We start from the raw sequence: 23,773 nt of genomic DNA, 5'->3' as shown, positions 1-23,773 counted from the left end.
GTTGTCACAGACGTTGAGCGCTACAATGCCCGCCCCGGCAGCAACCTGCCCATTTCTTCGTCAAGCAGTTGATATGACACACAACAGCGACCACTCGCCCAAGACCAATCCCGATACGATTTACGCCAACCCGCTGGCCGAAGTCAGCCGTTTTGCATTTGATGAGCGCGTAGTGGATGTCTTTCCCGACATGATCAAACGTTCGGTTCCCGGTTACGCCACCATCATTAACATGATTGGCAATCTCGCCGAGCGCTACGCACAAGCTGATAGCCATTGCTACGATCTGGGCTGCTCCTTAGGCGCGGCCACCCTCGCCATGCGCCATCGCATTCAAGCGGCTAATTGCAAAATTATTGGCGTTGATAATTCAGCCGCAATGATTGCGCGCTGCCAACAGGTAATTGCGGCTGATAGTGGCGAAGTACCCGTAGAATTGATTGAAGCTTCAATTGGCGATGTAAAAATCACCAACGCCTCCATGGCAGTCCTGAATTTCACCTTGCAATTTATTGCGGTGGAAGAGCGATTGCAGACCCTCAGCGCAATTTGTTCCGGGCTAAACCCGGGCGGCGTATTAATCCTCTCGGAAAAAGTCGCATTTGATGATGAACCGCATCAACAACTGATGACTGAACTACACCATAATTTCAAACGTGCCAACGGTTATAGTGATTTGGAAATTGCACAAAAACGTGCGGCGATTGAAAATTATTTAATTCCGGAAACACTGGATACACATCGTCAGCGTTTGCGCTCGGCGGGATTTTCCAGTGTGGATGTTTGGTTTCAATGTTTTAATTTTGCGTCGCTGATTGCGATTAAATAACTCAAGGCTTTGTAGTGACCCAGATTAATTACGACTACTTACTTCACGCACTGGAAGATACCGCGCTCGCTGATTGGGCCAAAATACTACCCGAGCAAATTGCCGCCGGTCTCAGTGAAAAACGCTACGGTGATTTAGCTGGCTGGAAAGCCTCATTGGCTAAATTACCCACCGTACCCAGCGAGCACATTGAATTAATGGATGCGGTGCGCATTGGTGCGAGCGATGATTGTGACGAAACCACGCGTGCAACGATTAAATCGGTTTTGCAGGAATTAATTCCCTGGCGCAAAGGCCCTTACTTTGTACACGATATCCATATCGATACCGAATGGCGCTCCGATTGGAAATGGGATCGCGTATTACCACATCTGGCACCGCTCAAAGATCGCCTGATTCTGGATGTTGGCTGCGGCAATGGTTATCACTGCTGGCGCATGCTGGGTGCGGGCGCAAAGCGGGTAATCGGCATAGACCCATCACCACGCTTTATTGTGCAATTTCATATGATCAAACATTTTGCCGGTGCTCATCATCCGGTTGATGTATTGCCACTGGGAATTGAAGAACTACCGGAAAAATTGCACGCGTTTGATACGGTGTTTTCCATGGGCGTTTTTTATCATCGCCGCTCGCCAATGGATCACTTATTGGAATTAAAAAATACCCTGCGCCCAGGCGGACAACTGGTGCTGGAAACCTTGGTCATTGAAGGTGGCTTGGGGGATGTACTGGTACCGGAAGGCCGTTACGGCATGATGAATAATGTATGGTTTTTACCAAGCTGCGACACCATGCTTTCCTGGTTGCGTAAAATGGGTTACCACAACCCGCGCGTGGTAGATATTTGCCCCACCACCACCGAAGAACAGCGCGCAACGGAATGGATGCGCTTTCACTCACTGCCCGAATTTTTGCACCCTGACAATTCCGCACTAACGGTTGAAGGCCACCCGGCGCCCATCAGAGCAGTGTTTGTTGCAGAAGCCTAAAAAAAATCCCCGACAAGCAATCTTGTCGGGGATTTTTTATTGCACCAAGAAAATTAGAAACGCAAACCCAAACTTAACGCAGCACCTTCAGTTTCTTCCGAGCCGGTAATATAAGCCAGGTTAAGTGCGCCTACACCTACACCAAATGAATAGGTATCGTCCAACGTGTTTTTGGAATCCTGTTCAATACCAGTGCGCAAACGCAACCAATCCCACGCACTATATTCAAGACCAACACGCATCAACTGCACCTCGCCACCCAAACCAATTGCGGGTACCGAGTTTAAATCTGCCGCCACTTCCGCTTTGAAGCTGCCATTCACATAACCCACAGCACCGGTCATTTGACGTTCGATGGAAATAGTTTCTTCCGGGTCGATGGTTTTGTAAGTTTTGTCTTGCAAATTATTAACTACCAATCCGTAACGCATCTTGCCCGCCATATAGGTCAAGCCAAGGTCATAATTCATTGCATCTTCTTTAAGCGTGTAATCGTCAGCATCAAAATCGTCTTCATCGAAGTCGGCTACATTCGAAGTGTAAATAATACTTTCTACTTCAACTTTTTTCGGTTTGAATCCAACTAATAAGTGATTGCCATTAGCTAGAGAAAATGCTTTCGAAAAAGAAACACCTATATCGGTCACAATGGCACCATGCCCCGTGATCTCTGATTCCAATTCAGCATCAAGATCAGAGGGATTAAGATTTTGTTCCAAATAGCGATCAATCAAATCCAAGTCGGCGTCTGACACATCTGGAGCAAGCGACACATAACCACGCGCATTAACAATAAATGCCAAGGACACCAGCTCATTGGGAATTGACACCACCAAGTTTGCACCTGCCGCTACACGAGCAGAATCACCATCAATGTCTTCCAAGCGACGCTTTAAATCTTCGGCTTGCGCCTCACTTAATTCACTGACGTTTTGCAGATTATCAATGACATCAACCAATTCATCAGCCTGATCAATCAAATCATCTTTATCTGAACCTAAGGCTCCGACGCTGAACAACAGCGCGAAATCATCCTTCTCTGGATTATAAGAGGCGCCCAAACTTGGATTCAGCAATACGCCTTCCGAGTAGTTACCGGTTGCATAGGCAGCACCAGACATACCTGAAAAGCTGCCGTGGAATTCACCTGCAATTGAAGGCAATGAAGCGCTTACCAATGCAATACTCAAGAGCGTTTTTTTCATTAGGATATTCCTTAGATAAGTATAAATTTTAAACAGCGCGGTAAACCCCAAGGGATCAAGTTGATCCATTTACAACGCCTGCAAGCCAGCGGGAAAACTTGCGCAAAAAATCGCCAAACCATGACTTATGTCACAGTTATTGGAAAGGATAGCAGAGAAGTATTGAGGGGCAAGGAATAACCCTGAAACGGGCTGGGTAGAAATACTCTACTACTCATTAGGGAAATAAGACCCTAGTGAGTAGCAGAGAAAAGGTTTTATACAAACCTGAACGAATTAACTCGCATATTTAATAGAGCAACCATAAGGTGCAGTGCTAGGATTAGGTACTTTGCTGCCCGCTTTTACCGCTTCCAATGCTTCTTTCACATAGGGTACAGCTTTGGGAATATCTTCCGCTTTATTGGATTTGATGCTGTCGATTCCACCTTTGTAAACCAGTGTGCCCTCCGCATTAATCACAAACATATGCGGTGTAGTCTGCGCGTTATAGAGTTTGCCGATAGTGCCATCGGCATCAAAAATTACATTGCTCGGCACTGCGCCACGCTGCTCATTTAAACTCAACGCAGTTGCTGCATCCACATGGCCTTGTTTGCCCGGTGCAGAAGAAATAATTTGCAACCACACAACGCCATCTGCAGTCGCCGCCTTTTGTAAGGCCGGGATATTGCCACTTAAATCATAGTGTTTTTTCACATAGGGGCATTCGTTATTGGTCCACTCCAGCACCACAGTTTTGCCTTTTAAATCCGCAAGATTAATGGTTGAACCATCGGCAGCGGCGCCAGAAAAAGCCGGTGCCGGTTTATCGATAATAGCTTCCGCCCAGACTGGCACCGCCGCCACAGTAAACAATACACTGGCCGCTACCATTTTTGTCAGTAATGTTTTTGCACTTTGAATAGTTAACATAAAAAACTCCTATTAATTTCAGTTAATTTACTTACCAACATTTGCAATCAACTACTTAGCAATAACTAACTCACACTCGTTTTTACAGTTTTAAAAATCTGTTTTTTCCAACACATTAACCACCATGTCCGGCGTTAATATTTGCGGCAATACTTGCGGCGTTGACGCGGCAGCTGGATAAAAAAGATAAAGCGGAACACCGCTGCGATTAAATCGTTTTAGAAATGCCGTAATTTCCGGATCTCGATTAGTCCAGTCGCCTTTCAAATAAGTAATGTCACCACGCGCAAATGCAGCAATGACATTTGCATCACTCAGTGCGACTTTTTCGTTAACCAAACAACTAATGCACCAGGCAGCGGTGAAATTAACAAAGACAGGTTTGCCCTCGGCGAGCAATGCATTTAACCTCGCTTCACTAAATGCCTCCCAGTGTTGGGTTGAGGCTGCATTTTCTACAGTCGCTTGCGCGCGCGAGGTATTAATACTCACAACAGTGATTGCCATTACACTCGCAATTAATACCAACGCTCCAAAACTACCCACATAATTCCAGCGGGTGGAGGCATAGCGAGTGCCGTTGTAAATCCATGCTGCAAGTGCGATGAGCAACATTCCCCCCAATGCAATGATGAGCGAATTAATTCCCGCTTGTTGCACCAGCACCCACACCAGCCAAATCGCAGCGGCATACATGGGAAATGCCAGCAGCTGTTTCATGCGCTCCATCCAGGCACCGGGGCGCGGTAACCAGCGCTGTAATCTGGGCCAACAGGTGAGCAATAAATAGGGCAAGGCCAAACCCAACCCCAAACTTAAAAATACTGCCATGATGATTAACGCGGATTGCGCCAAGGCATAACCCAGTGCTGCCGCCATAAACGGTGCAGTACAGGGTGTTGCAACAATCGTCGCCAATACACCGGTAAAAAAGCTACCGCCGTAACCGGGCTTTTCTGCCAGCGAAGACCCCACACCCACCGCCGAACCGCCGATATAAAAAACACCTGACAAACTCAAACCCACCGCAAACATCAAATAGGCAACCGCAACAACAAATAACGGCGATTGAAACTGAAAACCCCAACCAATTTGCGCACCACCCGCTTTTAATAAAATGAGTATCAACGCCAACAGTGCAAAACTTGCCAAAACGCCCAGAGTGTAAGCGACACCGTGTAAACGTATCTGCGTAGGCGATTGGTTGGCGTGGCTAATCAGTGACAGCGCTTTTATCGATAACACGGGAAATACACAGGGCATTAGGTTGAGAATCACCCCACCGATCAGAGCCAACAGTAGCGCGTTAATCACACCCGACACTTCTGCGGTAGCAGGCATATTGGTGCTCGCGATGGTTAGCGGGACATCAACCTCAAGACCGCGAGTTATTAACGACGGTTCTGATTCACTCAGAGAATCCCGCTCTTTAATAACGAGAACGCCCTTCAAGGACTGGCCTGCCGTCAACGGTGCCTCACCTGTTTCAATGGTTAGTTCTAGACCTTGCGCTGTAGCCTTCATTAACTGCGGACTGCTTTGTTGAATTCGCCCCCAATCGTAGGGATAAAACCAAAGCTCTTTTACCTGAGAAATTTGTGCGGCGGGCAATGCGAGCGACAGGCTGAGCTGTGCACGCCCAGTGGTCGCATCAACCGGAGTTTGTGTCGCAGTAAGCAGGTAAGGGCTGGCAACCGGCAATTGCGCCAGCGCCTGTTCAATGTAAGGACTGCCCTGCCCGACTGACGCTGAATCGCCAACAACTGGCAGCGTGAGCGAAAGCTCCACTTGCTGGGGAATACATTCCTCTTCACAGACCAACCAATCCACTACCGCGGCAGCGGTAAAAGTATCACCCGGTTGCAAATTCGCAGGCGCCGTTATTTTGGTAAGTAAAGTGACGTTGGATTCGTAGCCGTAATTGGTGATGGGACCTAACGAAAAGCGGCTTGGTGAAGGCCAAAGGATATCGCCCGCTGTAGCTCCTTCAGGTAAAGACCATTCGATAGTAGTGGCACTACCTGAATCGCCCGGGTTCACCCAATAGGTATGCCAGTGAGGAATAATTTGTTGGTTGAGGCCAAGATAAAAATCGCTTCCCGGTTGCACTGCTGCCACCGAAGCCACCAATTGCGCCGCGACTTGCTCGGTAGCAGCACGATCAGACTGTGCATGCGCTGCATTCGTAAAAACCATCAGCAGCAGACAATGCGCTAACCGCCACAAAAAGCTATTCATGTATCACCTGGTTCATTATCACCCTCTTTATTATTACCCGATGCCCCTTCATCCAGCTCAGTAACGAATAGAGCAACTTAAACCCGCTGGGTTTCGATTGAGGTTTTAACACTGAAGTTTCTTAAATGGGAATAATTTACTTTTCTTGAAGCTCTAGCGATCACACAGTGAAGCCAGCTTGACGATAAATTACATATCGCTGCGATCAAGAAATCACAACTGGTGATGAATGTTGGTGGTATGAAAAAGAGTTACGCCAGGGGAATTTCTGGCTTCAGCGCGGAACGAGTGCCTGCTTTTGGCGGGTTGTCGGCAGAGCGGTAAGTAAAGACCATGGAGAACTTGGTCATGCCAGTCGTGTTGCGACCAGCCGCATGAAATAAATTACTGTGGAAGAGCAACAAATCGCCCTGCGCCAAGGGCACGGGTAAGGCTGCGCTCAACAGCCCTTCGTTCACGGCTAAATCAGTGCGGAGAAACTGGTATTGATCCAGCTGATTAACATCGATGGAAACCCGATGTGAACCGGGAATTACCCAGAGGCAACCGTTCTCTGGCTGTTCATTGCCCAGCGCCAACCAAGCCGATATCAGTTCAGGGCGGGCAAAATGCCAGTAACGACTATCGCGATGCCAACCGGTAGTGCTCGAAAATGCAGGCTGTTTGGTCATGATGCAATTGTGATGGGCTTGGGACAGGGTTACGCCCTTTCCAAGCAATTGAATCAACATGCTTTTCAGCGGCTCACCCGTCGCCCAAGCTAACAATTGCGGGCTGCGCTCGCTAGCCATTAACAAGCGACGCGCCGTTGATCCACCTTCTGCCGCTCGCGATTCAGGTGCTCCCGGGTAACGAGTATCCGCCTCAAACTCGATAGGCATTGCCTGTTTGGCAAGCTCTTCTTTGGCGAAAGCCACAATCTGTTCACACAGCTCGGGAGTCGAAAAAGCAGGCACAACAACATAACCATCACGTTGGAAAGCAAGCATTTGTGCAGACGTCAGCATCACAATAGATGACTCGTAGAAGAAAGTGGGGAAAGTGCCGTTAACAAAAGTGCCGTTAACAAGAGCGCCATTAACAAGAGTGCCGTTAACAGTAGACCAACTATTAACGGCTAAAAATGGGATAACGACTAAAAATAGAAAATGGATCTGCTTGGTCGGTGAAAACCACTGAATTTAGTCTTCCAGCATTTCCAGCGGGGTATCCAAACCAAACTCCACATGGATTTGTGCGCACCAGCGGTTGAGCCGATCGGCACTGAGGTTTTCCTGCTGATCTTCATCGAGCGCCAAACCTACAAACATACCGGCACCGGGAATTTCCGCTTTGGACGCTTCGAATTCATAGCCTTCAGTAGGCCAATGACCAACAATTTCGGGGCCGCTCTGGATAATCACATCGTGCAACATGCCCATGGCATCCAAAAAGTAATCGCCGTAACCAAATTGATCACCCAAGCCAAAGAGCGCGACTTGTTTGCCAGAGAAATCTACGGCAGCGATATCATCCCAAAACTCTTCCCAGTCGGATTGGATCTGACCGAAATCCCAGGTGGGAATGCCAAGAATCACTTTGTCGTATTGAGCAAAGTCCAGCTGGGTAACATCAGCGATATCGCGCACATCAACAACATCTTCACCAAAACGCTTTTGAATACGATAGGCAACGCGTTCGGTATTACCTTCGTCACTGCCAAAAAACAGACCAATCTGGGCCACAATAACCTCGAAATGCAGGGAAAAAGAAGTTGCTGGCACCGGCAGTAGGCTCACACCGGAGGCAAAGAAATCGGCGCGGATTTTCCCAAGATTGGGCAGCGCAAGCAAGTCTATTAGCGCTCATCAAAATAAATAACCCCGGCAAGCCGGGGTCAGTGAACTAGCATTTGGGGTACAGTGCAGAAATTAGCTGCTTTTACTCTCGCTGTCGTTTTTACGACTACCTTTGCGCTCCATACGCTTGGACTTCATTTCAGAGAGCGTCTGTTTTTGCTCATCGGTAAGCACAGCCAAGAAAGCCTGATGGTTTTTTGCACCGGCCAGTGCCTGCTGCGCCTGCAAACGGCCCAGGGTTTCAGCTAGCGCATTCAACTCTGCATCATTCGCGCCTGCCTCAGTGGCGGTATTTAAGGCTGTGCGTGCTTCTTTAAGCTGGCTGTGCAACGCTCCACGAGCAGCTTTATTTGCTTCGCGCTGTGACTTGAGCGTTTCTTTTTGCGCATCGCTCAAATCCAAAACACGCGCCATACGGCCATGATGGCCTGCATGTTTTCCGCCATGGTGCCCATCTTTGCTGGCGTGATAACTACCGCCATCACAAGGTTTGGTTGCTTCGGCGGCCATGCTGGGAACAACCATCCCGGCAGCACCCAGAAGTAATGCACCTGTTGCCAATAATTTGATCGCTTTCATATCAAGTTCCTCGGGTCGATTAGGTTGACTGAAGCGCCGGATTGCATGAACAGCGCCAGTGAAGTCATTATGGGCGCTATCATGTTAAGATTAGTTAACAATTCCCAAAGAATCATGACTCTCACCAAGGCCTGGTGCACACTCAGCGCCTCAAATAACGCCTTATATAACAAGGGTATGTAATCGCTATGCTCAAGGTTCTCCTCATCGACGACGATAAAGAACTCAGCCAATTACTGAGTGAATATCTGCACACTGAAGGGTTCACTATAGATACCGCCTACGACGGTCAAACAGCACTGGAACTTGCGCTGAAGAACCCCTATTCGGCGATAGTGCTGGATGTGATGCTGCCCGTTCGCAATGGCTTTGATGTGCTGAAAAACTTGCGCCAGCACAACCAAACACCGGTGATTATGTTGACTGCCAAAGGCGATACGGTTGATCGCGTGATCGGTCTTGAAATCGGTGCTGATGATTACCTGGCAAAACCCTGCGACCCTCGTGAATTGGTCGCACGGATTCGTGCGATTTTACGTCGCGCCAATCAAAAAGAAGTCTCGACCAACAGCGTTGAACGCTTGTCCTCGGGTAAATTGTCCCTGCATTTGGGTACCCGCACCACAACCTGGGACGGCAATGAAGTTCCACTCACCGGCACCGAGTTCAGCGTACTTGAAATTCTGGTGCGCCGCGCTGGTCAAGTAATTAGCAAAGACGATATGACCGAGCAGGCACTGAATCGAAAACTAACCCCTTACGATCGCAGTATTGATGTGCATGTCAGCAATATTCGTAAAAAAATCACCGCAGCAGGCTCATCCAAAGATTTAATTATCAACGTACGCGGTGCGGGTTACATGCTCACTATGAACGATGATGAATCCGGCACTTGATGACACGCCTCTACCTAAAAATATTTTTCACGTTTTGGTTGATTACGGTGGCGATTATTATCGGCACCAATTTAGTCGTGCATTGGTTTGATATAACACCGGATGGCAAACTGCAGCACAGCAGCACCGCTACCGATGAAGACCCTGCAAAACGCTTACTATTTCAAATGGTCGGCAGTGCAATTAACCGCAATACCACTCAATTAACCCAAGACCTGCGCGCAATGCCGAGCTGGTCGACGCGTTTTGTTTATGTGGTAGATAAACGCAATCGCGATTTGCTCGACCGACCGCTTCCGCCCGGTGTAATGTTCCTTGCCCCGCGCTTAACCAGCAAGCACCCTTTTGACAAGGTGCAAGATCGCAATCGCAAACTGTTTGGTCGCTACATCACCTTGAATGATGGCAATAGCGTTAAGTTAATCACCATTTCAGCAGGCCGCGACGAAGGGCAAGACCGCGACATCATATGGGAATTGTTTATCGACAACATCTGGCCGCTGCTGCTGGTTTCGATTCTGGTCAGTGGCTCTGCCTGTTTTTTTCTTGCGCGTCATTTCACCCGTAGCATCAACACCCTGCAAAAAGCCACGCATCAAATTGCCCGCGGCGATTTGAGTGTTCGTATCAGCGAACAATTTCGCGGTCGCAACGATGAAATTGCCGCACTCGGGCGCGACTTCGACAATATGACCGAACGGCTTGAAAAGGCCATGCAAGAACAGAAGCGATTAATTAAAGATGTATCCCATGAATTGCGTACACCACTCGCCAGATTGCAAATCGCGTTGGCATTAGCGCAGCAAAAAAGTGGCGGGGTAATTGATCACGAACTGGGCCGCATTAAACAAGCGGCTGATTATCTAAATGACATTATTACGGAGATTCTAACCCTTCCCATTCAAGGCCAGGATGGCTGGGTACTGGATGATGTGCTTGATCTGGTATCGCTGGTACAAACTCTCATTGAAAACTATCAGTTGGATGCACGCGAAAAAAATATTCGTATCGAATTTAAATCCAACCTCGATGAAGCGTTGGTGGCCACTCACGGGAACATGCTGGTGGGAGTCTTTGAAAATACCCTGCGTAATGCCCTGCTCTACACGCCCCCAAATTCGGAAATTTGTATTCAACTTAACGAAACCGGCGATGGCGAACACTACCGCATCCAAATTATGGATCAGGGCCCCGGTGTACCGGAGGATGCCTTGGAGGATATTTTCCAACCCTTCTTCCGCACCGACCAGGCCCGTGCACGCGAGAGTGGCGGCTATGGACTGGGGCTCGCTATTGCACATCGCAGTATTGCTCTGCACAAAGGCAAAATATGGGCAGAAAACCGCCCTACCGGTGGTCTAACTCTGGGTATTTTACTGCCCCAGATCAACACCTAATCCAGCAAACCTCATCCGCATCCCTCAGTCGATTAACAATTGAGTGGGGTGACATTTTTTTGACTAGCGGCCATTGCCCTGTTGAAACATCCCACCAACACCGCCTTTTTTTTGGCATTCAGTGCCAACGCATGCCGTAAAAAAAATCCATCCCATTGATTAAAAAGGATTTTTTATAAAAAAATTTACATGGCATGATTTTCGCTGTGTACCTCACAAAGCCCTATTCCGCAAAGCGGCGACTCTGGGCAGGTAACAACCCCATCAATGTGACAGGTACTTTATATGCGGGACATGACTATGGTGACCAATGCCCATAAGGCAAACGGCGCAGGAAGCATCCCCCTTGGTATACCAACGCAAGATCAGGAGCTCGCCGTGCGAGTTCGGCTGACGCAGGCCTTGCAAATGAGCCTGGACCCGACGGAAATAATTTCGCTTTTTTTTCACCAAATACAACCACTGGTGCAAATATCCGGGGTCATTTTCAAATCCTCCACCACCAAAGACGACTCCCGAGTTGGACGGGAATCGCTGCATCATTGTGACTATCGCCTCACTACCGATGAGGGCTATTTAGGTGAGGTCATTTTTAGTCGCAGCAAACGATTTATTGAAACTGAGCTTATAAAAATCGAACAGCTACTCAGCGCATTGGTTTACCCACTGCGCAATGCAGTTCGCTACCAAACAGCGATGCGCCTGGCGCTACTTGATCCATTAACTCTGGTAGGAAATCGCGCAGCCTTAAACAACAATTTAAAACGCGAACTGCAGCTTGCTAATCGTCAGCAACAGCAACTTTCATTATTAATGATAGACGTCGATCACTTTAAAAAAATCAACGATGATTACGGGCATCACCGCGGCGATTTAATTCTGTGTGAGATTGCGAAAACCATCCAATCTGTGTGCCGTAGCACCGATAGTATTTTTCGTTATGGCGGCGAAGAATTCGTTGTACTGCTGAGTAATACCAATGCAATTGGTGCAGAAATAATTGCCGAGCGTATTCGCGAGCGTATTTCAGAAACAGAAATCCTTCACAATACTATGGCAATAAACACGACAGTCAGTATTGGAGTAGCAACGCACAATGGCGATCAGAATGAAGGCATAGAGGAGCTATTCGAGCGTGCAGATAAAGCACTTTACAGCGCCAAGCAATCAGGCAGAAACTGCACCATCAATAGCACGGCAAATGCACAAACTCGATAATCAGTTGCGCTGAGTGGAACCAGCCCCATAAAAAAACCGCGCAAATTTGCGCGGTTTTTTTATGCTTGACTCCTCGCTATACAACTGGAGGACGCTTACGCGGCGGAGCTTTCACCCTGCGTGGTGCAGCAGAAGCAGACCGTAACTTTTTGTCATGACGTTCACGCTGTGCCTGCTCATCGCGAGTGGGCACTTTCATGCGAGTATAGGTAGAACTGTCGAATCCTGCCGTCATGCATAAATCTTCAATTTCGCGGTCAGTTAAATCAATCCACTGCCCTACTCGCACATGAGAAGGAATAAAAATATTGGCGTAGCGAACACGTTTCAAACGACTCACTTTAACGCCCTGCGACTCCCACAAACGCCGCACTTCGCGGTTACGCCCTTCCATTACCACACAGTAGAACCAACGATTTTTACCTTCACCTGCACCGTCAACTATATCGGTGAAGCGCGCAATGCCGTCATCCAGCACTACACCTCGCAAAAGTACCTGACGCATCTCATCGGTAACCTCGCCCTGAATCCGCACAAGATATTCACGGTCAATCACCGATGATGGATGCATTAATTTATTAGCCAATTCACCGTCATTGGTAAACAGCAATAAACCACTGGTGTTAAAGTCGAGTCGCCCTACTGAAATCCACCGCTCACCTTTCAATGGTGGCAGATGGTCATAGACGGTAGGACGACCCTCTGGATCGGAGCGGGAGCAAATTTCGCCCTCAGGTTTGTTATATAAAATTACCCGGCGACGAGTTAATTCGCTACGCAACACTACGCGCTGGCCGTTCACAAAAATTTTATCTTGTGCGCTGACTCTATCACCTAACTTGGCAATGCGATCATTAACCTTGACTTGCCCCTGCTCTATCGCTCGCTCCATTTCACGGCGCGAGCCGATGCCGGCACGAGCCAGTACTTTCTGCAATTTTTCATCTGTAGGGCTGCTGACGACAGGAGCTTGTGGCTCTGCGGCAGAAGCAGTTTTAGTGCGCGCAGTAGATGCGGGTTTCTGGGTAGATTTACCTGCGGGCTTTTCAGAATCCTGATGCTTTTTAGCGCTGGGACCACTGGCTTTTTTAAAGCCAAATGATTTTTCTGCCGGTGTATTTTTTCCGCCAGCCATGGATTTGGCCTTGGACGTTTTAGCGGCAACTACTGGCTTCACAGCCTTGGTAGGTTTTTCAGGTTTATCTGGGTTGATTTTCTTCACCATAATTCATGGGTCACTTGATTAGTGACCAGTTTCCTCATTATTGGCTGGCGTCGATAATTGTGAAGCATCAATAGCTGCATACTCCTCAATCTCAACAAAAGCCTCTTCACCATCTACAAAGCCATCTTCATAGAGTGCTGTTTTGGTATCCACCGGCTCAGCTTCCAGCTCATCCAATGTCGCAATTGGCTGATCATCAGGAATCGGGGCATCAGTATCTTTTTCGCCTAAGCCTGCCTCGCCCAAATCTAACACTGGATTTAACTCATCCAAATCACGGATTTCACTGAGTGACGGCAACTCATCCAGGCTTTTTAAATTAAAGTAATCCAAAAATTGACGGGTAGTGGCATAAAGTGATGGACGGCCGGGTACATCACGATGACCAATCACTTTTACCCAGTCGCGCTCTAGCAAGGTTTTCATGATATGAGAACTAACAGCAACACCGCGAATCTCTTCAATGTCACCGCGAGTGATCGGTTGGCGATAAGCAATTAACGACAAGGTTTCGAGTAGCGCGCGTGAATACTTCTGCGGTTTTTCTTCCCACAGGCGATTAACCCAAGGAGCTAAATCATCGCGCACTTGAAAGCGCCACCCCGAAGCAACTTCCTTTAATTCAAAACCGCGCCCTTCGCAGGTAGTCTGTATATCCAGCAGTGCAGCATGTATTTCATCTTTGGTCGGCGCCACTTCCGCATCAAACAAATCCAGCATGCGCACAAGTGTCATAGGCTGGCCTGCCGCCAAAATGGCACCTTCGATAACCTGACGCAAACGCCCGGCATCAACCGGCATTTGGGTTACAGGAACCGTCGCCAACTCCTCAGCAAGAGTATCATCAGCAATTAAGTCAGCTGCCTCTGGGGCACCCAACTCATCATCGAATTCTTCAGTGATTATTGTTTCGGTCATTGTGTTCTGGCTTTTACATGAATAGGAGCAAAGGATTCGCTTTGGACAATCTCGACGAGCGATTCCTTAATCAATTCCATTACGGCAAGGAAAGTTACCACCACGCCCAAGCGCCCTTCTTCGGCTTTGAACAAACTGACAAAAGGCACAAAATGTTGATGGGCAAGAGTATCCAACACCTGCGCCATGCGCTCACGGGTGGACAATCGCTCTTTGGACACATGGTGACTTTCAAACATATCAGCGCGTCGCAATACCTCTGACAGTGCCAACAACAGCTCTTGCAATTCCACATCCGGATCAAGACGGGTCAAACTGCGATCGGGCCCCGCAACCGTTACCGGGAAAACATCGCGCGAAACACGCGGAAGCTTATCTATGTCCTCAGCCGCTTGCTTGAAACGCTCATACTCTTGCAGGCGACGAATTAAAGAGGCACGCGGATCCTCTTCCTCTTCATGCTCTTCACTGGAGCGAGGTAACAACATACGCGACTTGATCTCGGCCAACATAGCCGCCATCACCAAGTATTCGGCTGCCAACTCAAATTGATGAGACTCCATGAGATTGACATAGGCCATGTACTGGGAAGTAATCTCAGAGACATTAATTTCAAGAATATCAATATTTTGCCGGCGAATCAGATAGAGCAGCAAATCCAGCGGACCTTCAAATGCCTCAAGAAACACTTCAAGTGCATCTGGCGGAATATACAAATCCTGCGGCAACTGGGTGTAGGCTTTGCCGTGAACCATAGCAAACGGCATTTCCCCTTGCTGTGGAGCTTTCACCTGAGCGGCTGCCGCGTCAGGTGAAAGGGATTCAGCCGTTGAGCGATCAGATTCAGAAATATTAGCCGCAGCAACCTGCGCCGAATCTGTTGCAGAGTCCGGATTTGCTAGCGATACAGGCTCAATAATTTCAGTCACTCAGCGAACTCATTAGTCAAATAGGCAAAGGGCACCGCAGCGGGTAACCATATTCAGGACGGGCATTATAGCGATTTAAGCGGGCGCCGGACAGCAACCCGAAAAAGCATTAATTATCCATAAAAATCAATTAGTTGGAATCGAACGGTGCAAAGTCGCCCTTGCCCTGACGCACCAACTCTGGCACATCCTGAGTAAGATCAATTACCGTGGTAGGCTCTAAACCACAATAGCCACCATCAATAACCAATTCAACAAAATGCTCGAGCGTGTCGCGAATATCATATGGGTCGGTCATCGGGAACTCTTCGCCCGGCAAGAGTAAGCTGCTGGTCATCAAAGGCTCACCCAGCTCTTCGAGCAATGCCAAAGCAATTGCGTTATCAGGCACCCGCAACCCTATGGTTTTGCGCTTGGGATGCATCAAACGGCGCGGCACATCAGCTGTCGCCTCAAGAATGAACGTATAGGCACCAGGCGTGTGGTTTTTCAATAGACGAAACACCTGATTGTCGACTCGTGCATAGGTTGCAAGCTCGGAAAGATCGCGACACATCAAGGTAAAGTTGTGATTTTTATCAAGCTTACGCAAGGTGCGAATACGCTCCAAGGCATCTTTATCGCCGATATGACAGCCGAGCGCGTAAGCGGAATCCGTTGGATAAGCTACCACCCCACCCTTACGGATGATATCCGCTGCCTGCACGATTAAACGGTGTTGGGGGTTATCTGGGTGAATCTGAAAAAATTGCGCCATGATGGACACTCCTTACGGCTTCGCCCGATTGCAGACAGCATCAAGCAAAAAGGTGGTAAAACCCGCAGGGCTTACCCATTAATATTGTTATAGCCCAATAATTCCCATACAGGTTTGGCTTGGGGCGGTAAGCGACCAAAGCCCCCCAAATCCTGCCAAGGCTGATCGGGGATATGAAAATCCGAACCACAAGATGCGTATAGATTACGGCTGGCAGCAATGCGCAATAAATCCTCAGTCATTGCCACAGGTTGCAGACCACTAATAACCTCAATGGCATCGCCCCCCGCGGCCACAAAAGAATCGACCAGCGCGCACATTTTCGTGCGCGTCAGTTCGTATTTTGCCGGGTGCGCCAGTACCGCTACTCCACCCGCATCGTGAATCCACTTGATAACCTGATCCATTAAGGGCCACTGATATTTCACATCAGCCGGTTTACCTGCGCCCAGATACTTTTTGAAGGCGGCGTTGATATTCTTCACTGCACCACATGCCACCAGATACTGGGCAAAATGCGGTCGCCCCACACTTACCCCACCGGCCAGCGCGCGGGCTCCCGCCAGAGCATCAGGGAAGCCTGCTTTTGCCAGGCGCTCCGCGATGGCAATTGATCGAGCCTCACGTGCACTTTCCTGCTGCGTGACGGCCTCGGTTAACACCGCAGAATTAATATCCACTCCCAAGCCAACAATATGAACACCACCGCGCCCCCATTGACTTGAAAACTCTATGCCCGGAATTATTTGGATCCCAGCTTCCTGTGCGGCTTTTTGTGCAATCCGAACGCCAGCTATGGTATCGTGATCCGTAATGGCAAGCACAGAAACACCGCGCTCTTGCGCACGCGCAATCAAGGCTTCAGGGCTTAGCATACCGTCAGAAAAATACGTATGACTATGCAGATCAAAAATCACTCAGATACCATTTATAGAAGAGATCAACAGGATTGATCATGACTGACAACAACGCGGAAAAATCATCCACCATGTTAGCTGATAAACCCCCTCTGGAAACGACAAATCCCCAACCAAAGCAAAAAAAAGAAAGCTTTTTTGCTAACTTGTTAATGAACATCGTTATTCCAACGCTAATACTGACCAAACTCAGTGACGCGGAATATCTTGGCCCAACCTGGGCATTGATCATTGCACTCGCCTTTCCACTCAGCTACGGATTACGGGATTTCGTTGCCAACAAAAAAATCAACGTATTTTCAGCACTTGGCATTGTGAGCGTGCTATTAACCGGCGGCCTCAGTTTATTGCAACTCGACCCTGAATATTTTGCGATCAAAGAGGCAGCCATCCCCGGCATTCTTGGCATAGTTACACTCATCTCTATTAAAACTCGCTACCCATTGGTAAAAGTATTTATCTACAACGATAAAGTCCTAAAAATACAAAAGGTAGATAGCGCACTCGAGCAACATCAAACCAAAAAGCATTTTGAGCGAACACTAAGCAATGCCTCACTGATGATCGCCGCATCGTTTTTTTTATCGTCGATTTTAAATTATGTTCTGGCAAAAATAATTTTGGTTAGCCAACCGGGCACCGCTGAATTTAATGCAGAACTGGGTAAAATGACGGCACTAAGCTACCCTGTGATTGCATTGCCAATGTTAATTATTATGATGGGCACTCTTTTTTATGTATTTCGCAGTATTCGCCTGCTAACCCATCTTACACTTGAAGATGTTATTAATGACGGTTCCAACGAATAATAACAACGCGTAGCATTAAATCTTCATACACTTCAACATCAGGAATCCAAGGCAACTTTTTAAAAGCTTGCAGGAAAAATTATTAGAGATTGCATTATGTATTACGCCATCATTAGTGAAGATATAGCCAACAGCCTCGACAAACGAAAAGTAGCTCGCCCCGCGCACCTTGCACGCTTACAGCAACTTACTGACGAGGGACGTCTATTGATTGCCGGCCCACATCCAGCCATCGACAATGACAACCCCGGTGATGCAGGATTCACCGGCAGCCTCGTTGTAGCGGAATTTAATTCCCTGCAAGATGCACAGGCTTGGGCCAATGAAGACCCTTATGTCGCAGCAGGAATTTACGCTAGCGTTATAGTCAAACCTTTCAAGAAAGTGCTGCCTTAATTTTCAAATTTCAAGATTGGAGTCAACGTGAAACATTTAACTATTCTGGGCGCCGGACTTTCGCTCTTAGCCTTACCATTTATAAGTATTCCCGTATTCGCTGTTGAAAAATATGTATCCGATGTTATCTATGTACCAGTGCGGAGTGATAAAAATCCTCAAGCCGGAATCTTGCAACAAGGTGTTCCCAGCGGCACCAAACTAAACTTTCTGCGCGAAGAAATAGGTGCGGATAATAGCCTCTGGTCACTTGTAGTAACGCCAGAAGGCACTGAGGGCTGGATCCGCAGTCAGAACATCAGTGACAAACCAACTGCAGCGTTAAAATTAGCAGCCCTCTCAGATTCCTCCCGCAACCTTCTCAGCTTGCAAACTGAAAACACCGAACTCAAAACCCAGCTAGAGAAGTTGCAGCAAGAGCATCAGCAATTACTCAACGACACCGAAGATATGCGCCAAGCTGCGACCACAGCACTAAACCTGGAAGAAGAACATCAACGCATGCTGACCGAAAATCAACTTTTGCAAACACATGCAGATGTATTAAAAGCAGAGAATGAAAAATTAAAAGATGCCGATCGTTTTAATCATTGGTTGTATGGTGGCGGGCTGATTATTGGCGGCGTGCTGCTTTCGTTTATTTTGCAGGGGCTTGGCCGTCGCAAACGCAAATCAGAATGGCGATAAGGTGATAAAAATTATGACCGACAAACTCACAACACTTTTTGCAAGTTTAGTATTGCTACTTTCAGCAAACACATTTGCAGATAATAATCTTGTTGCCATGAAAACAGACTTAGGTACTTTTGTAATTGAAGTCTACCCCAAGTCAGCACCAGAGACAGTGAAAAACTTTTTACACTATGTCGACAGTAAATTTTACGAAGGGACAATTTTTCACAGAGTGGTACCTGGCTTTGTTGTGCAAGGTGGAGGAATGACTTTTGACTTTACCGAAAAACCAACTGCGAAACCTGTAATCAACGAATCAATGAATGGCCTGCCAAATGATTATCGCAGTGTAGCCATGGCCCGGCAATCCGATCCCGATAGCGCTACGGCGCAGTTTTATATCAACCTCAAAAATAACTCCGGCCTCAATGCCACAGAAACCAAACCCGGTTATACCGTTTTTGGGAAAGTAGTTGCGGGAATGGAAGTTATCGAAAAAATTTCACAAGAGCCGCTGGGCATGTTTAAAGCTTACCCGGAAGCGCCGAACTATGCAGTACGAGTGCTGAGTGCAACAAGGATAAATTCAGCTGAAGCACAATCCATAATTGAAAAACAACGCGCAACCAAACCGTCAAGCATTAAAGATGCAGTGGTACCAGTTGATGAATAACAGTAACAACACCGCACTCAGTGTAAACCTGAACAAGATTGCACTGATCCGAAATTCCCGCCCCGGCAATTATCCTAATGTCGCCGCTCACGGCAAGACCTGTATTGATGCCGGCGCCGATGGAATTACTGTTCATCCAAGACCCGACCAACGTCACATTAGACCTCACGATGTTTATGAACTCAGTGAATTAGTAAAAATTTATCACGCAGTTGAATTTAACATCGAGGGCAACCCTTACGCTGAGTCAATCGGAAACTTTCCGGGGTTTATAAAATTAGTCTGCGATGTAGTACCCGATCAATGCACACTTGTACCTGACACAAATCATCAACTTACGTCAGACCATGGCTTTGACTTGAAAGTAGCGGGAAAAAAATTAAAGCCATTGATCAAAGAATTAAAGGATTTAGGCATTCGTGTATGTTTATTCATGGATCCGGATATTGATCAAATAAGCCTGGCCAAAGAGATTGGCGCTGATCGTATCGAGCTATACACAGGCCCCTACGCTGAAGCATTCAAAACATCTGGCCCGTCATTTGATCAACTATTCCAACGCTACCTGGCCGCAGCCCGTCATGCTCAAGCAATTGATATTGGTATCAATGCCGGGCATGACTTAAATCTCGATAACCTCGCCCACTTTCGCCAAATCCCTGCTTTGCTCGAGGTGTCAATCGGTCATGCATTGACGGTTGATGCCATAGCAATGGGTCTTCCCGCAGCCGTAAAAGCCTACAAAACAATTTGCACCAGCAATTAACTCACAAGAATTCCAGCATGAACAACGCCCGCGAAGATAGCCAAGCCTATCTACAAAAAAAACGTTTCTTTGACTCGCTCATGACTGTATACGGGCGCAAAATCGTACTTGAAGCTCTGCAAGACTCATCTACATACATTTATCGATTGCACTTGGCGAAAAGTAACAAATCAGCAGAAATTCTGGATGAGATCATTACGCTTGCCCAACACAAGGGCGCTGAAATTATTTATCACGAACGACAAGCCCTATCGCGCATATCCAAAAATGCAACACAAGACCAAGGTGTTGCAGCTGATCTACAGCTTCGCGGTTATCAGCACTATGACGATTTTTTGCGCGAGAACAGCAAAAAAAACTACACATTGCTTGCACTCGATGGGGTTAACAACCCGCAAAATCTTGGCATGATAATTCGCTCAGCCTGCGCAGGAAATATTGATGGAATTTTACTTCCACAAAAAGGCAATGCTCAAATCGACCCACTGGTAATCAAAGCAAGCGCAGGAACCGTTTTTCGCGCACCGCTTCTTCGCTGCAAAGATCTCACTGAAGCGTTACTAGATTTCAAAAAAGAGGGAGCGCTAGTCTGCGCACTTTCATCGCATGCGGCCACAGAACTAAAAAAGTTTACACCTAATGCTCCCTGTATTTATGTATTGGGGAACGAAACAGAAGGAGTATCCCCGGCAGTTCAGCAGCTGTGCAATGAAAGCGTGAAAATCCCAATGAATAACGGGGTTGAGTCCCTCAACGTTGCCGTAACTGCAGCACTAATCGCATTTCGATAAACCAACAGCTCAAAATAAAAAAGAGGAGCCGAAGCTCCTCTTTTTTCATTCAAGATTACAGCTTATAGCCATCTTCTTCATGTAACGCCAAGTCGAGCCCCAAGGTTTCATCCTCTTTGCTCACACGCAAACCAGAAGTGAATAGACCCGTCAGCTTCAGCAGTATATAAGTTACAACAGCGGTATAAACAAAGGTTACAACCACACCAAGGAATTGAATACCTAACTGCTCGCCCATAGAGTTGATCCCTGCAGCAAATCCCTGACCGCTAAATACACCCAGTTCAGTTGAAGCAAATACGCCCGCAAGAATGGTTCCTAAAATGCCACCCACACCGTGAACAGGAAAAACATCCAAAGAATCATCGATTTTCCACACACGCTTGACCAACTGGGTCATATAAAAACAAACAACACCAGCACTCAAGCCGATTATTAACGCACCACCAGGGCCGACATAACCAGAGGCAGGGGTAATAGTACCGAGACCAGCAACCATACCCGTCACAATACCCAAAGCACTTGGTTTTCTAAAACGCATCCACTCAACCGCCATCCAAGACAACGCACCAGCTGCTGCAGAAATATGGGTCACCAACATAGCCATAGCAGCATTCCCATCAGCAGCCAAGGCGCTACCCGCATTAAAGCCAAACCAACCAACCCACAGCATGCCTGCACCAGTAACAGTCATTGTCATGTTATGAGGTGGCATAGCTGTGCTAGGGAAACCATTACGCTTACCTACAACAATCGCAGCCACTAACGCAGCAACACCCGCAGTAATGTGGACAACAGTGCCACCAGCGAAATCAAGAAGACCCTTCTGGAATAACCAGCCAGAGCCAGCCCATACCCAGTGACACACCGGAATGTAAACAGCGAACAACCATAACCCTGAAAACAAAAGCATGGAGGAAAACTTAACACGCTCAGCAAAAGCACCAACAATCAGAGCAGGCGTAATTATTGCGAAAGTCATTTGAAACATTGCATGTAAACTAAGAGGGATCCCACTCGTAACCGCCCCCTCTGTTACACCATCAAAAAACACCATACTTAAATCACCAATCCAGGCGTTACCCTCACCAAACGCAAGACTATAGCCAGCAATTAGCCACAACAGAGAAACCATGCATGCAATAGCAAAACATTGCATAAGCACAGAAAGTATATTTTTTACACGAACCAAACCACCATAAAACAGCGCCAAACCGGGTAGCGTCATAAATAAAACAAGCGCCGTGGAAGTAAGAATCCAGGCGGTATTGGCTTGATTAATAGCATCCTCAGCAAATGCCCCTGGCGAGACCAAGACCGCCAAACCAGCGGCAAAAATTAATGGAAGAGCGGAATCTAGTTTTTTCATACTTACCCCATAATGATTATTGTCAGACATCAATTAAAAGCGACAACATGAGCTGCAATGTAAACGCTTCATAATGAGACAGTTAGTACACTTTTTGCGTATTACCTGTCACGTAGAACAACCCAATAACCGACAAATGCACAACCAAAGAGCACCAATTAATGGATTTTTACCTAAACGCCAAAGGTTCTGCGCAAAAGCAAAAAACGATCCATAATTTAAATTTATAATTATTTCAAATAGATATAAATTAAAGGCGCACGCAAACAAAGTACAAAAGCACCACCAGCGAACACACAAAAATATTATGGCTCGATATTGGTGCAAAACAAACAAACCAATAAAGGGATCAAAAAAGATAAGATATAATCGTGCACACAAAATTTAGCCAAGACCTAAAACATGGAACTATTGATTCTTATCTTTCTGATGCCCCTAGCACTTGCATTCGGGCTTTCAAAACTTGTTATTTACTGGTTTGGACGCTAACTCTTAGACATTCCCAATACTCGCAGCTCCCACACCATCCCCACACCTCGTGGCGGAGGTATCGCCATAGCCTTAGCAACACTCATTGCAGCTTTAACCGCATACTTCATGGGGCTAATTAATCACACAACACTCTACTTGCTTGCCCCCGGATTACTAATGGCAATTGTTGGGATAGCCGACGACCTTATAACTCTCAACATTCGAATACGACTCTTCACACAAACCCTAACAGCGTGCACCATCACCCTTATAACCCTCAACGACATCTTATTTTCCGCACCCATCTTCGTATTACTGGTAATAGCATCAGTTATTGGCATTGTTTGGCTAACAAATTTGTACAACTTTATGGATGGAATGAACGGACTGGCAGGACTGCAAGCAATCTTTGTTTGTAGTAGCGTAGGCCTTCTTTTTTACTTGCAAGGCACATACAGCGAAATCATCCTCTTGATGCTTATTATTAGTAGCGCAAGCTTGGGATTTTTATACTGGAATTTCCCCAAAGCCAAACTCTTTATGGGTGATGTAGGGAGCCTTTTTATCGGCATTACACTGGCAACACTTATCGTTTGGACTGCACAAGATAACCTTTTAACAATCTGTTATTGGTTAATTATTTTGGCTGCTTTTATTGCAGATGCTAGCTATACACTATTCATACGCAAAACAACTGGACAGAAATTCCACCTACCGCATCGATCCCATTTTTATCAGAAAATAGCAATAAAACTAAACTCTCACACCAAAACAACGCTACTTATCATGGCATTCAATTTAATCTGACTCCTGCCACTAGAGCTTGTCGTTCTTTTCGGACATACCAATGCCTTTGCAGGACATACCTACCAGCCATATATGCCGCACACAAAGTAAGAGCAGGAAAAGCCGAAGAATAAAGCAGGAAGCAGGAAGCAGGAAGCAGGAAGCAGGAAGCAGGAAGCAGGAAGCA

At 47.2% G+C, this 23,773-nt stretch carries 24 protein-coding genes; 12 read left to right on the top strand and 12 right to left on the bottom strand.

Translation table 11 applies throughout. The features are described from left to right. The first annotated feature begins 73 nt into the window (after positions 1-73). The gene (gene cmoA / locus O59_RS07160; protein ID WP_050977027.1) at positions 74-829 is read left to right on the top strand and encodes a carboxy-S-adenosyl-L-methionine synthase CmoA; all 756 of its coding nucleotides are present in this window, start codon (positions 74-76) and stop codon (positions 827-829) included. A 23-nt stretch (positions 830-852) separates the two neighbouring features. Then, positions 853-1,821 carry a tRNA 5-methoxyuridine(34)/uridine 5-oxyacetic acid(34) synthase CmoB gene (gene cmoB / locus O59_RS07155; protein WP_157152535.1) on the top strand — a complete coding sequence of 323 codons (969 nt, stop codon included), beginning with the start codon at positions 853-855 and terminating at the stop codon, positions 1,819-1,821. Between the two features lie 53 nt (positions 1,822-1,874). Here the strand turns inward: cmoB and traF are convergent, their stop codons facing one another. The 6 genes from traF to O59_RS07125 all read right to left on the bottom strand — a co-directional run bounded on the left by traF (position 1,875) and on the right by O59_RS07125 (position 8,596). After that, positions 1,875-3,026, bottom strand: a complete 1,152-nt coding sequence (gene traF, locus O59_RS07150) for a conjugal transfer protein TraF (RefSeq protein WP_157152505.1) — start codon at positions 3,024-3,026, stop codon at positions 1,875-1,877. A 276-nt stretch (positions 3,027-3,302) separates the two neighbouring features. Continuing rightward, a complete protein-coding gene (locus tag O59_RS07145; RefSeq protein ID WP_007641028.1) occupies positions 3,303-3,941 on the bottom strand; it encodes a redoxin domain-containing protein in 639 nt (212 codons plus the stop codon). A 90-nt stretch (positions 3,942-4,031) separates the two neighbouring features. After that, on the bottom strand, positions 4,032-6,179 hold the full coding sequence (locus O59_RS07140) for a protein-disulfide reductase DsbD (RefSeq protein ID WP_007641026.1): 2,148 nt from the start codon (positions 6,177-6,179) through the stop codon (positions 4,032-4,034). 251 nt (positions 6,180-6,430) lie between these two features. Further along, positions 6,431-7,186, bottom strand: coding sequence for a phytanoyl-CoA dioxygenase family protein (locus O59_RS07135; RefSeq protein ID WP_007641024.1), 756 nt, complete (start codon positions 7,184-7,186; stop codon positions 6,431-6,433). A 174-nt stretch (positions 7,187-7,360) separates the two neighbouring features. Beyond that, positions 7,361-7,903 (bottom strand): flavodoxin, encoded by a 543-nt coding sequence (locus O59_RS07130; protein WP_040391947.1) that lies wholly within the window; start codon positions 7,901-7,903, stop codon positions 7,361-7,363. A 186-nt stretch (positions 7,904-8,089) separates the two neighbouring features. Next, positions 8,090-8,596, bottom strand: coding sequence for a Spy/CpxP family protein refolding chaperone (locus tag O59_RS07125; protein WP_007641020.1), 507 nt, complete (start codon positions 8,594-8,596; stop codon positions 8,090-8,092). 188 nt (positions 8,597-8,784) lie between these two features. On the opposite strand from O59_RS07125, the gene O59_RS07120 reads away from it, so the two are divergent. From O59_RS07120 to O59_RS07110, 3 genes are all read left to right on the top strand, one after another. Next, positions 8,785-9,492 (top strand): response regulator transcription factor, encoded by a 708-nt coding sequence (locus O59_RS07120; RefSeq protein ID WP_007641018.1) that lies wholly within the window; start codon positions 8,785-8,787, stop codon positions 9,490-9,492. Further along, positions 9,492-10,889, top strand: coding sequence for an ATP-binding protein (locus tag O59_RS07115; protein ID WP_007641016.1), 1,398 nt, complete (start codon positions 9,492-9,494; stop codon positions 10,887-10,889). Before O59_RS07120 ends, O59_RS07115 begins: the two co-directional genes overlap by 1 nt. Before the next feature lie 285 nt (positions 10,890-11,174). Next, on the top strand, positions 11,175-12,107 hold the full coding sequence (locus tag O59_RS07110; RefSeq protein ID WP_232283049.1) for a GGDEF domain-containing protein: 933 nt from the start codon (positions 11,175-11,177) through the stop codon (positions 12,105-12,107). A 76-nt stretch (positions 12,108-12,183) separates the two neighbouring features. On the opposite strand, the gene rluB is transcribed toward O59_RS07110, so the two are convergent. The 5 genes from rluB to O59_RS07085 form a co-directional block, all read right to left on the bottom strand. Continuing rightward, positions 12,184-13,044: a 23S rRNA pseudouridine(2605) synthase RluB gene (rluB, locus tag O59_RS07105; protein ID WP_050977026.1), complete on the bottom strand. Its 861-nt coding sequence runs from the start codon at positions 13,042-13,044 to the stop codon at positions 12,184-12,186. A 306-nt stretch (positions 13,045-13,350) separates the two neighbouring features. After that, positions 13,351-14,250: an SMC-Scp complex subunit ScpB gene (gene scpB, locus O59_RS07100; RefSeq protein ID WP_007641010.1), complete on the bottom strand. Its 900-nt coding sequence runs from the start codon at positions 14,248-14,250 to the stop codon at positions 13,351-13,353. Further along, complete coding sequence (locus O59_RS07095) at positions 14,247-15,179, bottom strand: ScpA family protein (protein WP_007641008.1); 933 nt, start codon at positions 15,177-15,179, stop codon at positions 14,247-14,249. The genes scpB and O59_RS07095 overlap by 4 nt, the downstream gene beginning before the upstream one ends. 130 nt (positions 15,180-15,309) lie before the next feature. Beyond that, positions 15,310-15,936, bottom strand: a complete 627-nt coding sequence (locus O59_RS07090; protein WP_040391684.1) for an L-threonylcarbamoyladenylate synthase — start codon at positions 15,934-15,936, stop codon at positions 15,310-15,312. 71 nt (positions 15,937-16,007) lie between these two features. Beyond that, a complete protein-coding gene (locus O59_RS07085; RefSeq protein WP_040391682.1) occupies positions 16,008-16,853 on the bottom strand; it encodes a PHP domain-containing protein in 846 nt (281 codons plus the stop codon). 38 nt (positions 16,854-16,891) lie between these two features. Here O59_RS07085 and O59_RS07080 point away from each other — a divergent pair, with 38 nt between their 5' ends. From O59_RS07080 to rlmB, 6 genes are all read left to right on the top strand, one after another. Continuing rightward, positions 16,892-17,662: a VC0807 family protein gene (locus O59_RS07080; RefSeq protein WP_007640995.1), complete on the top strand. Its 771-nt coding sequence runs from the start codon at positions 16,892-16,894 to the stop codon at positions 17,660-17,662. Between the two features lie 96 nt (positions 17,663-17,758). Next, positions 17,759-18,058, top strand: coding sequence for a YciI family protein (locus O59_RS07075; RefSeq protein ID WP_007640994.1), 300 nt, complete (start codon positions 17,759-17,761; stop codon positions 18,056-18,058). Positions 18,059-18,085: 27 nt separating this feature from the next. Then, positions 18,086-18,745, top strand: coding sequence for a TIGR04211 family SH3 domain-containing protein (locus O59_RS07070; protein WP_157152504.1), 660 nt, complete (start codon positions 18,086-18,088; stop codon positions 18,743-18,745). 13 nt (positions 18,746-18,758) lie between these two features. Continuing rightward, positions 18,759-19,403: a peptidylprolyl isomerase gene (locus O59_RS07065; protein ID WP_040391681.1), complete on the top strand. Its 645-nt coding sequence runs from the start codon at positions 18,759-18,761 to the stop codon at positions 19,401-19,403. Further along, positions 19,396-20,169 carry a pyridoxine 5'-phosphate synthase gene (locus O59_RS07060; protein WP_007640989.1) on the top strand — a complete coding sequence of 258 codons (774 nt, stop codon included), beginning with the start codon at positions 19,396-19,398 and terminating at the stop codon, positions 20,167-20,169. Before O59_RS07065 ends, O59_RS07060 begins: the two co-directional genes overlap by 8 nt. 17 nt (positions 20,170-20,186) lie before the next feature. After that, positions 20,187-20,960: a 23S rRNA (guanosine(2251)-2'-O)-methyltransferase RlmB gene (rlmB, locus tag O59_RS07055; RefSeq protein WP_007640987.1), complete on the top strand. Its 774-nt coding sequence runs from the start codon at positions 20,187-20,189 to the stop codon at positions 20,958-20,960. Between the two features lie 55 nt (positions 20,961-21,015). On the opposite strand, the gene O59_RS07050 is transcribed toward rlmB, so the two are convergent. Beyond that, on the bottom strand, positions 21,016-22,329 hold the full coding sequence (locus tag O59_RS07050) for an ammonium transporter (RefSeq protein WP_050976989.1): 1,314 nt from the start codon (positions 22,327-22,329) through the stop codon (positions 21,016-21,018). A gap of 597 nt (positions 22,330-22,926) precedes the next feature. Here O59_RS07050 and O59_RS07045 point away from each other — a divergent pair. Continuing rightward, a complete protein-coding gene (locus O59_RS07045) occupies positions 22,927-23,607 on the top strand; it encodes a UDP-N-acetylmuramyl pentapeptide phosphotransferase/UDP-N-acetylglucosamine-1-phosphate transferase (RefSeq protein WP_007640975.1) in 681 nt (226 codons plus the stop codon). Positions 23,608-23,773 lie beyond the last annotated feature (166 nt).

This window comes from Cellvibrio sp. BR, assembly GCF_000263355.1.
GTDB lineage: Bacteria > Pseudomonadota > Gammaproteobacteria > Pseudomonadales > Cellvibrionaceae > Cellvibrio.
The sequence above is the reverse complement of the archived record's forward strand: the minus strand, read 5'-3'. Positions and strand labels throughout refer to the sequence as shown.

What these genes read in the sequence shown, in the direction of transcription:
- O59_RS07110 (WP_232283049.1), top strand. Translation starts at nt 11,175, where the DNA reads ATGCGGGACATGACTATGGTGACCAATGCCCATAAGGCAAACGGCGCA.
- O59_RS07065 (WP_040391681.1), top strand. Translation starts at nt 18,759, where the DNA reads ATGACCGACAAACTCACAACACTTTTTGCAAGTTTAGTATTGCTACTT.
- cmoA (WP_050977027.1), top strand. Translation starts at nt 74, where the DNA reads ATGACACACAACAGCGACCACTCGCCCAAGACCAATCCCGATACGATT.
- scpB (WP_007641010.1), bottom strand. Translation starts at nt 14,250, where the DNA reads ATGACCGAAACAATAATCACTGAAGAATTCGATGATGAGTTGGGTGCC.
- O59_RS07135 (WP_007641024.1), bottom strand. Translation starts at nt 7,186, where the DNA reads ATGCTGACGTCTGCACAAATGCTTGCTTTCCAACGTGATGGTTATGTT.
- O59_RS07045 (WP_007640975.1), top strand. Translation starts at nt 22,927, where the DNA reads ATGGGGCTAATTAATCACACAACACTCTACTTGCTTGCCCCCGGATTA.
- O59_RS07120 (WP_007641018.1), top strand. Translation starts at nt 8,785, where the DNA reads ATGCTCAAGGTTCTCCTCATCGACGACGATAAAGAACTCAGCCAATTA.
- O59_RS07115 (WP_007641016.1), top strand. Translation starts at nt 9,492, where the DNA reads ATGACACGCCTCTACCTAAAAATATTTTTCACGTTTTGGTTGATTACG.
- O59_RS07075 (WP_007640994.1), top strand. Translation starts at nt 17,759, where the DNA reads ATGTATTACGCCATCATTAGTGAAGATATAGCCAACAGCCTCGACAAA.
- O59_RS07060 (WP_007640989.1), top strand. Translation starts at nt 19,396, where the DNA reads ATGAATAACAGTAACAACACCGCACTCAGTGTAAACCTGAACAAGATT.
- rlmB (WP_007640987.1), top strand. Translation starts at nt 20,187, where the DNA reads ATGAACAACGCCCGCGAAGATAGCCAAGCCTATCTACAAAAAAAACGT.
- O59_RS07145 (WP_007641028.1), bottom strand. Translation starts at nt 3,941, where the DNA reads ATGTTAACTATTCAAAGTGCAAAAACATTACTGACAAAAATGGTAGCG.
- O59_RS07050 (WP_050976989.1), bottom strand. Translation starts at nt 22,329, where the DNA reads ATGAAAAAACTAGATTCCGCTCTTCCATTAATTTTTGCCGCTGGTTTG.
- O59_RS07125 (WP_007641020.1), bottom strand. Translation starts at nt 8,596, where the DNA reads ATGAAAGCGATCAAATTATTGGCAACAGGTGCATTACTTCTGGGTGCT.
- O59_RS07090 (WP_040391684.1), bottom strand. Translation starts at nt 15,936, where the DNA reads ATGGCGCAATTTTTTCAGATTCACCCAGATAACCCCCAACACCGTTTA.
- O59_RS07080 (WP_007640995.1), top strand. Translation starts at nt 16,892, where the DNA reads ATGACTGACAACAACGCGGAAAAATCATCCACCATGTTAGCTGATAAA.
- traF (WP_157152505.1), bottom strand. Translation starts at nt 3,026, where the DNA reads ATGAAAAAAACGCTCTTGAGTATTGCATTGGTAAGCGCTTCATTGCCT.
- O59_RS07140 (WP_007641026.1), bottom strand. Translation starts at nt 6,179, where the DNA reads ATGAATAGCTTTTTGTGGCGGTTAGCGCATTGTCTGCTGCTGATGGTT.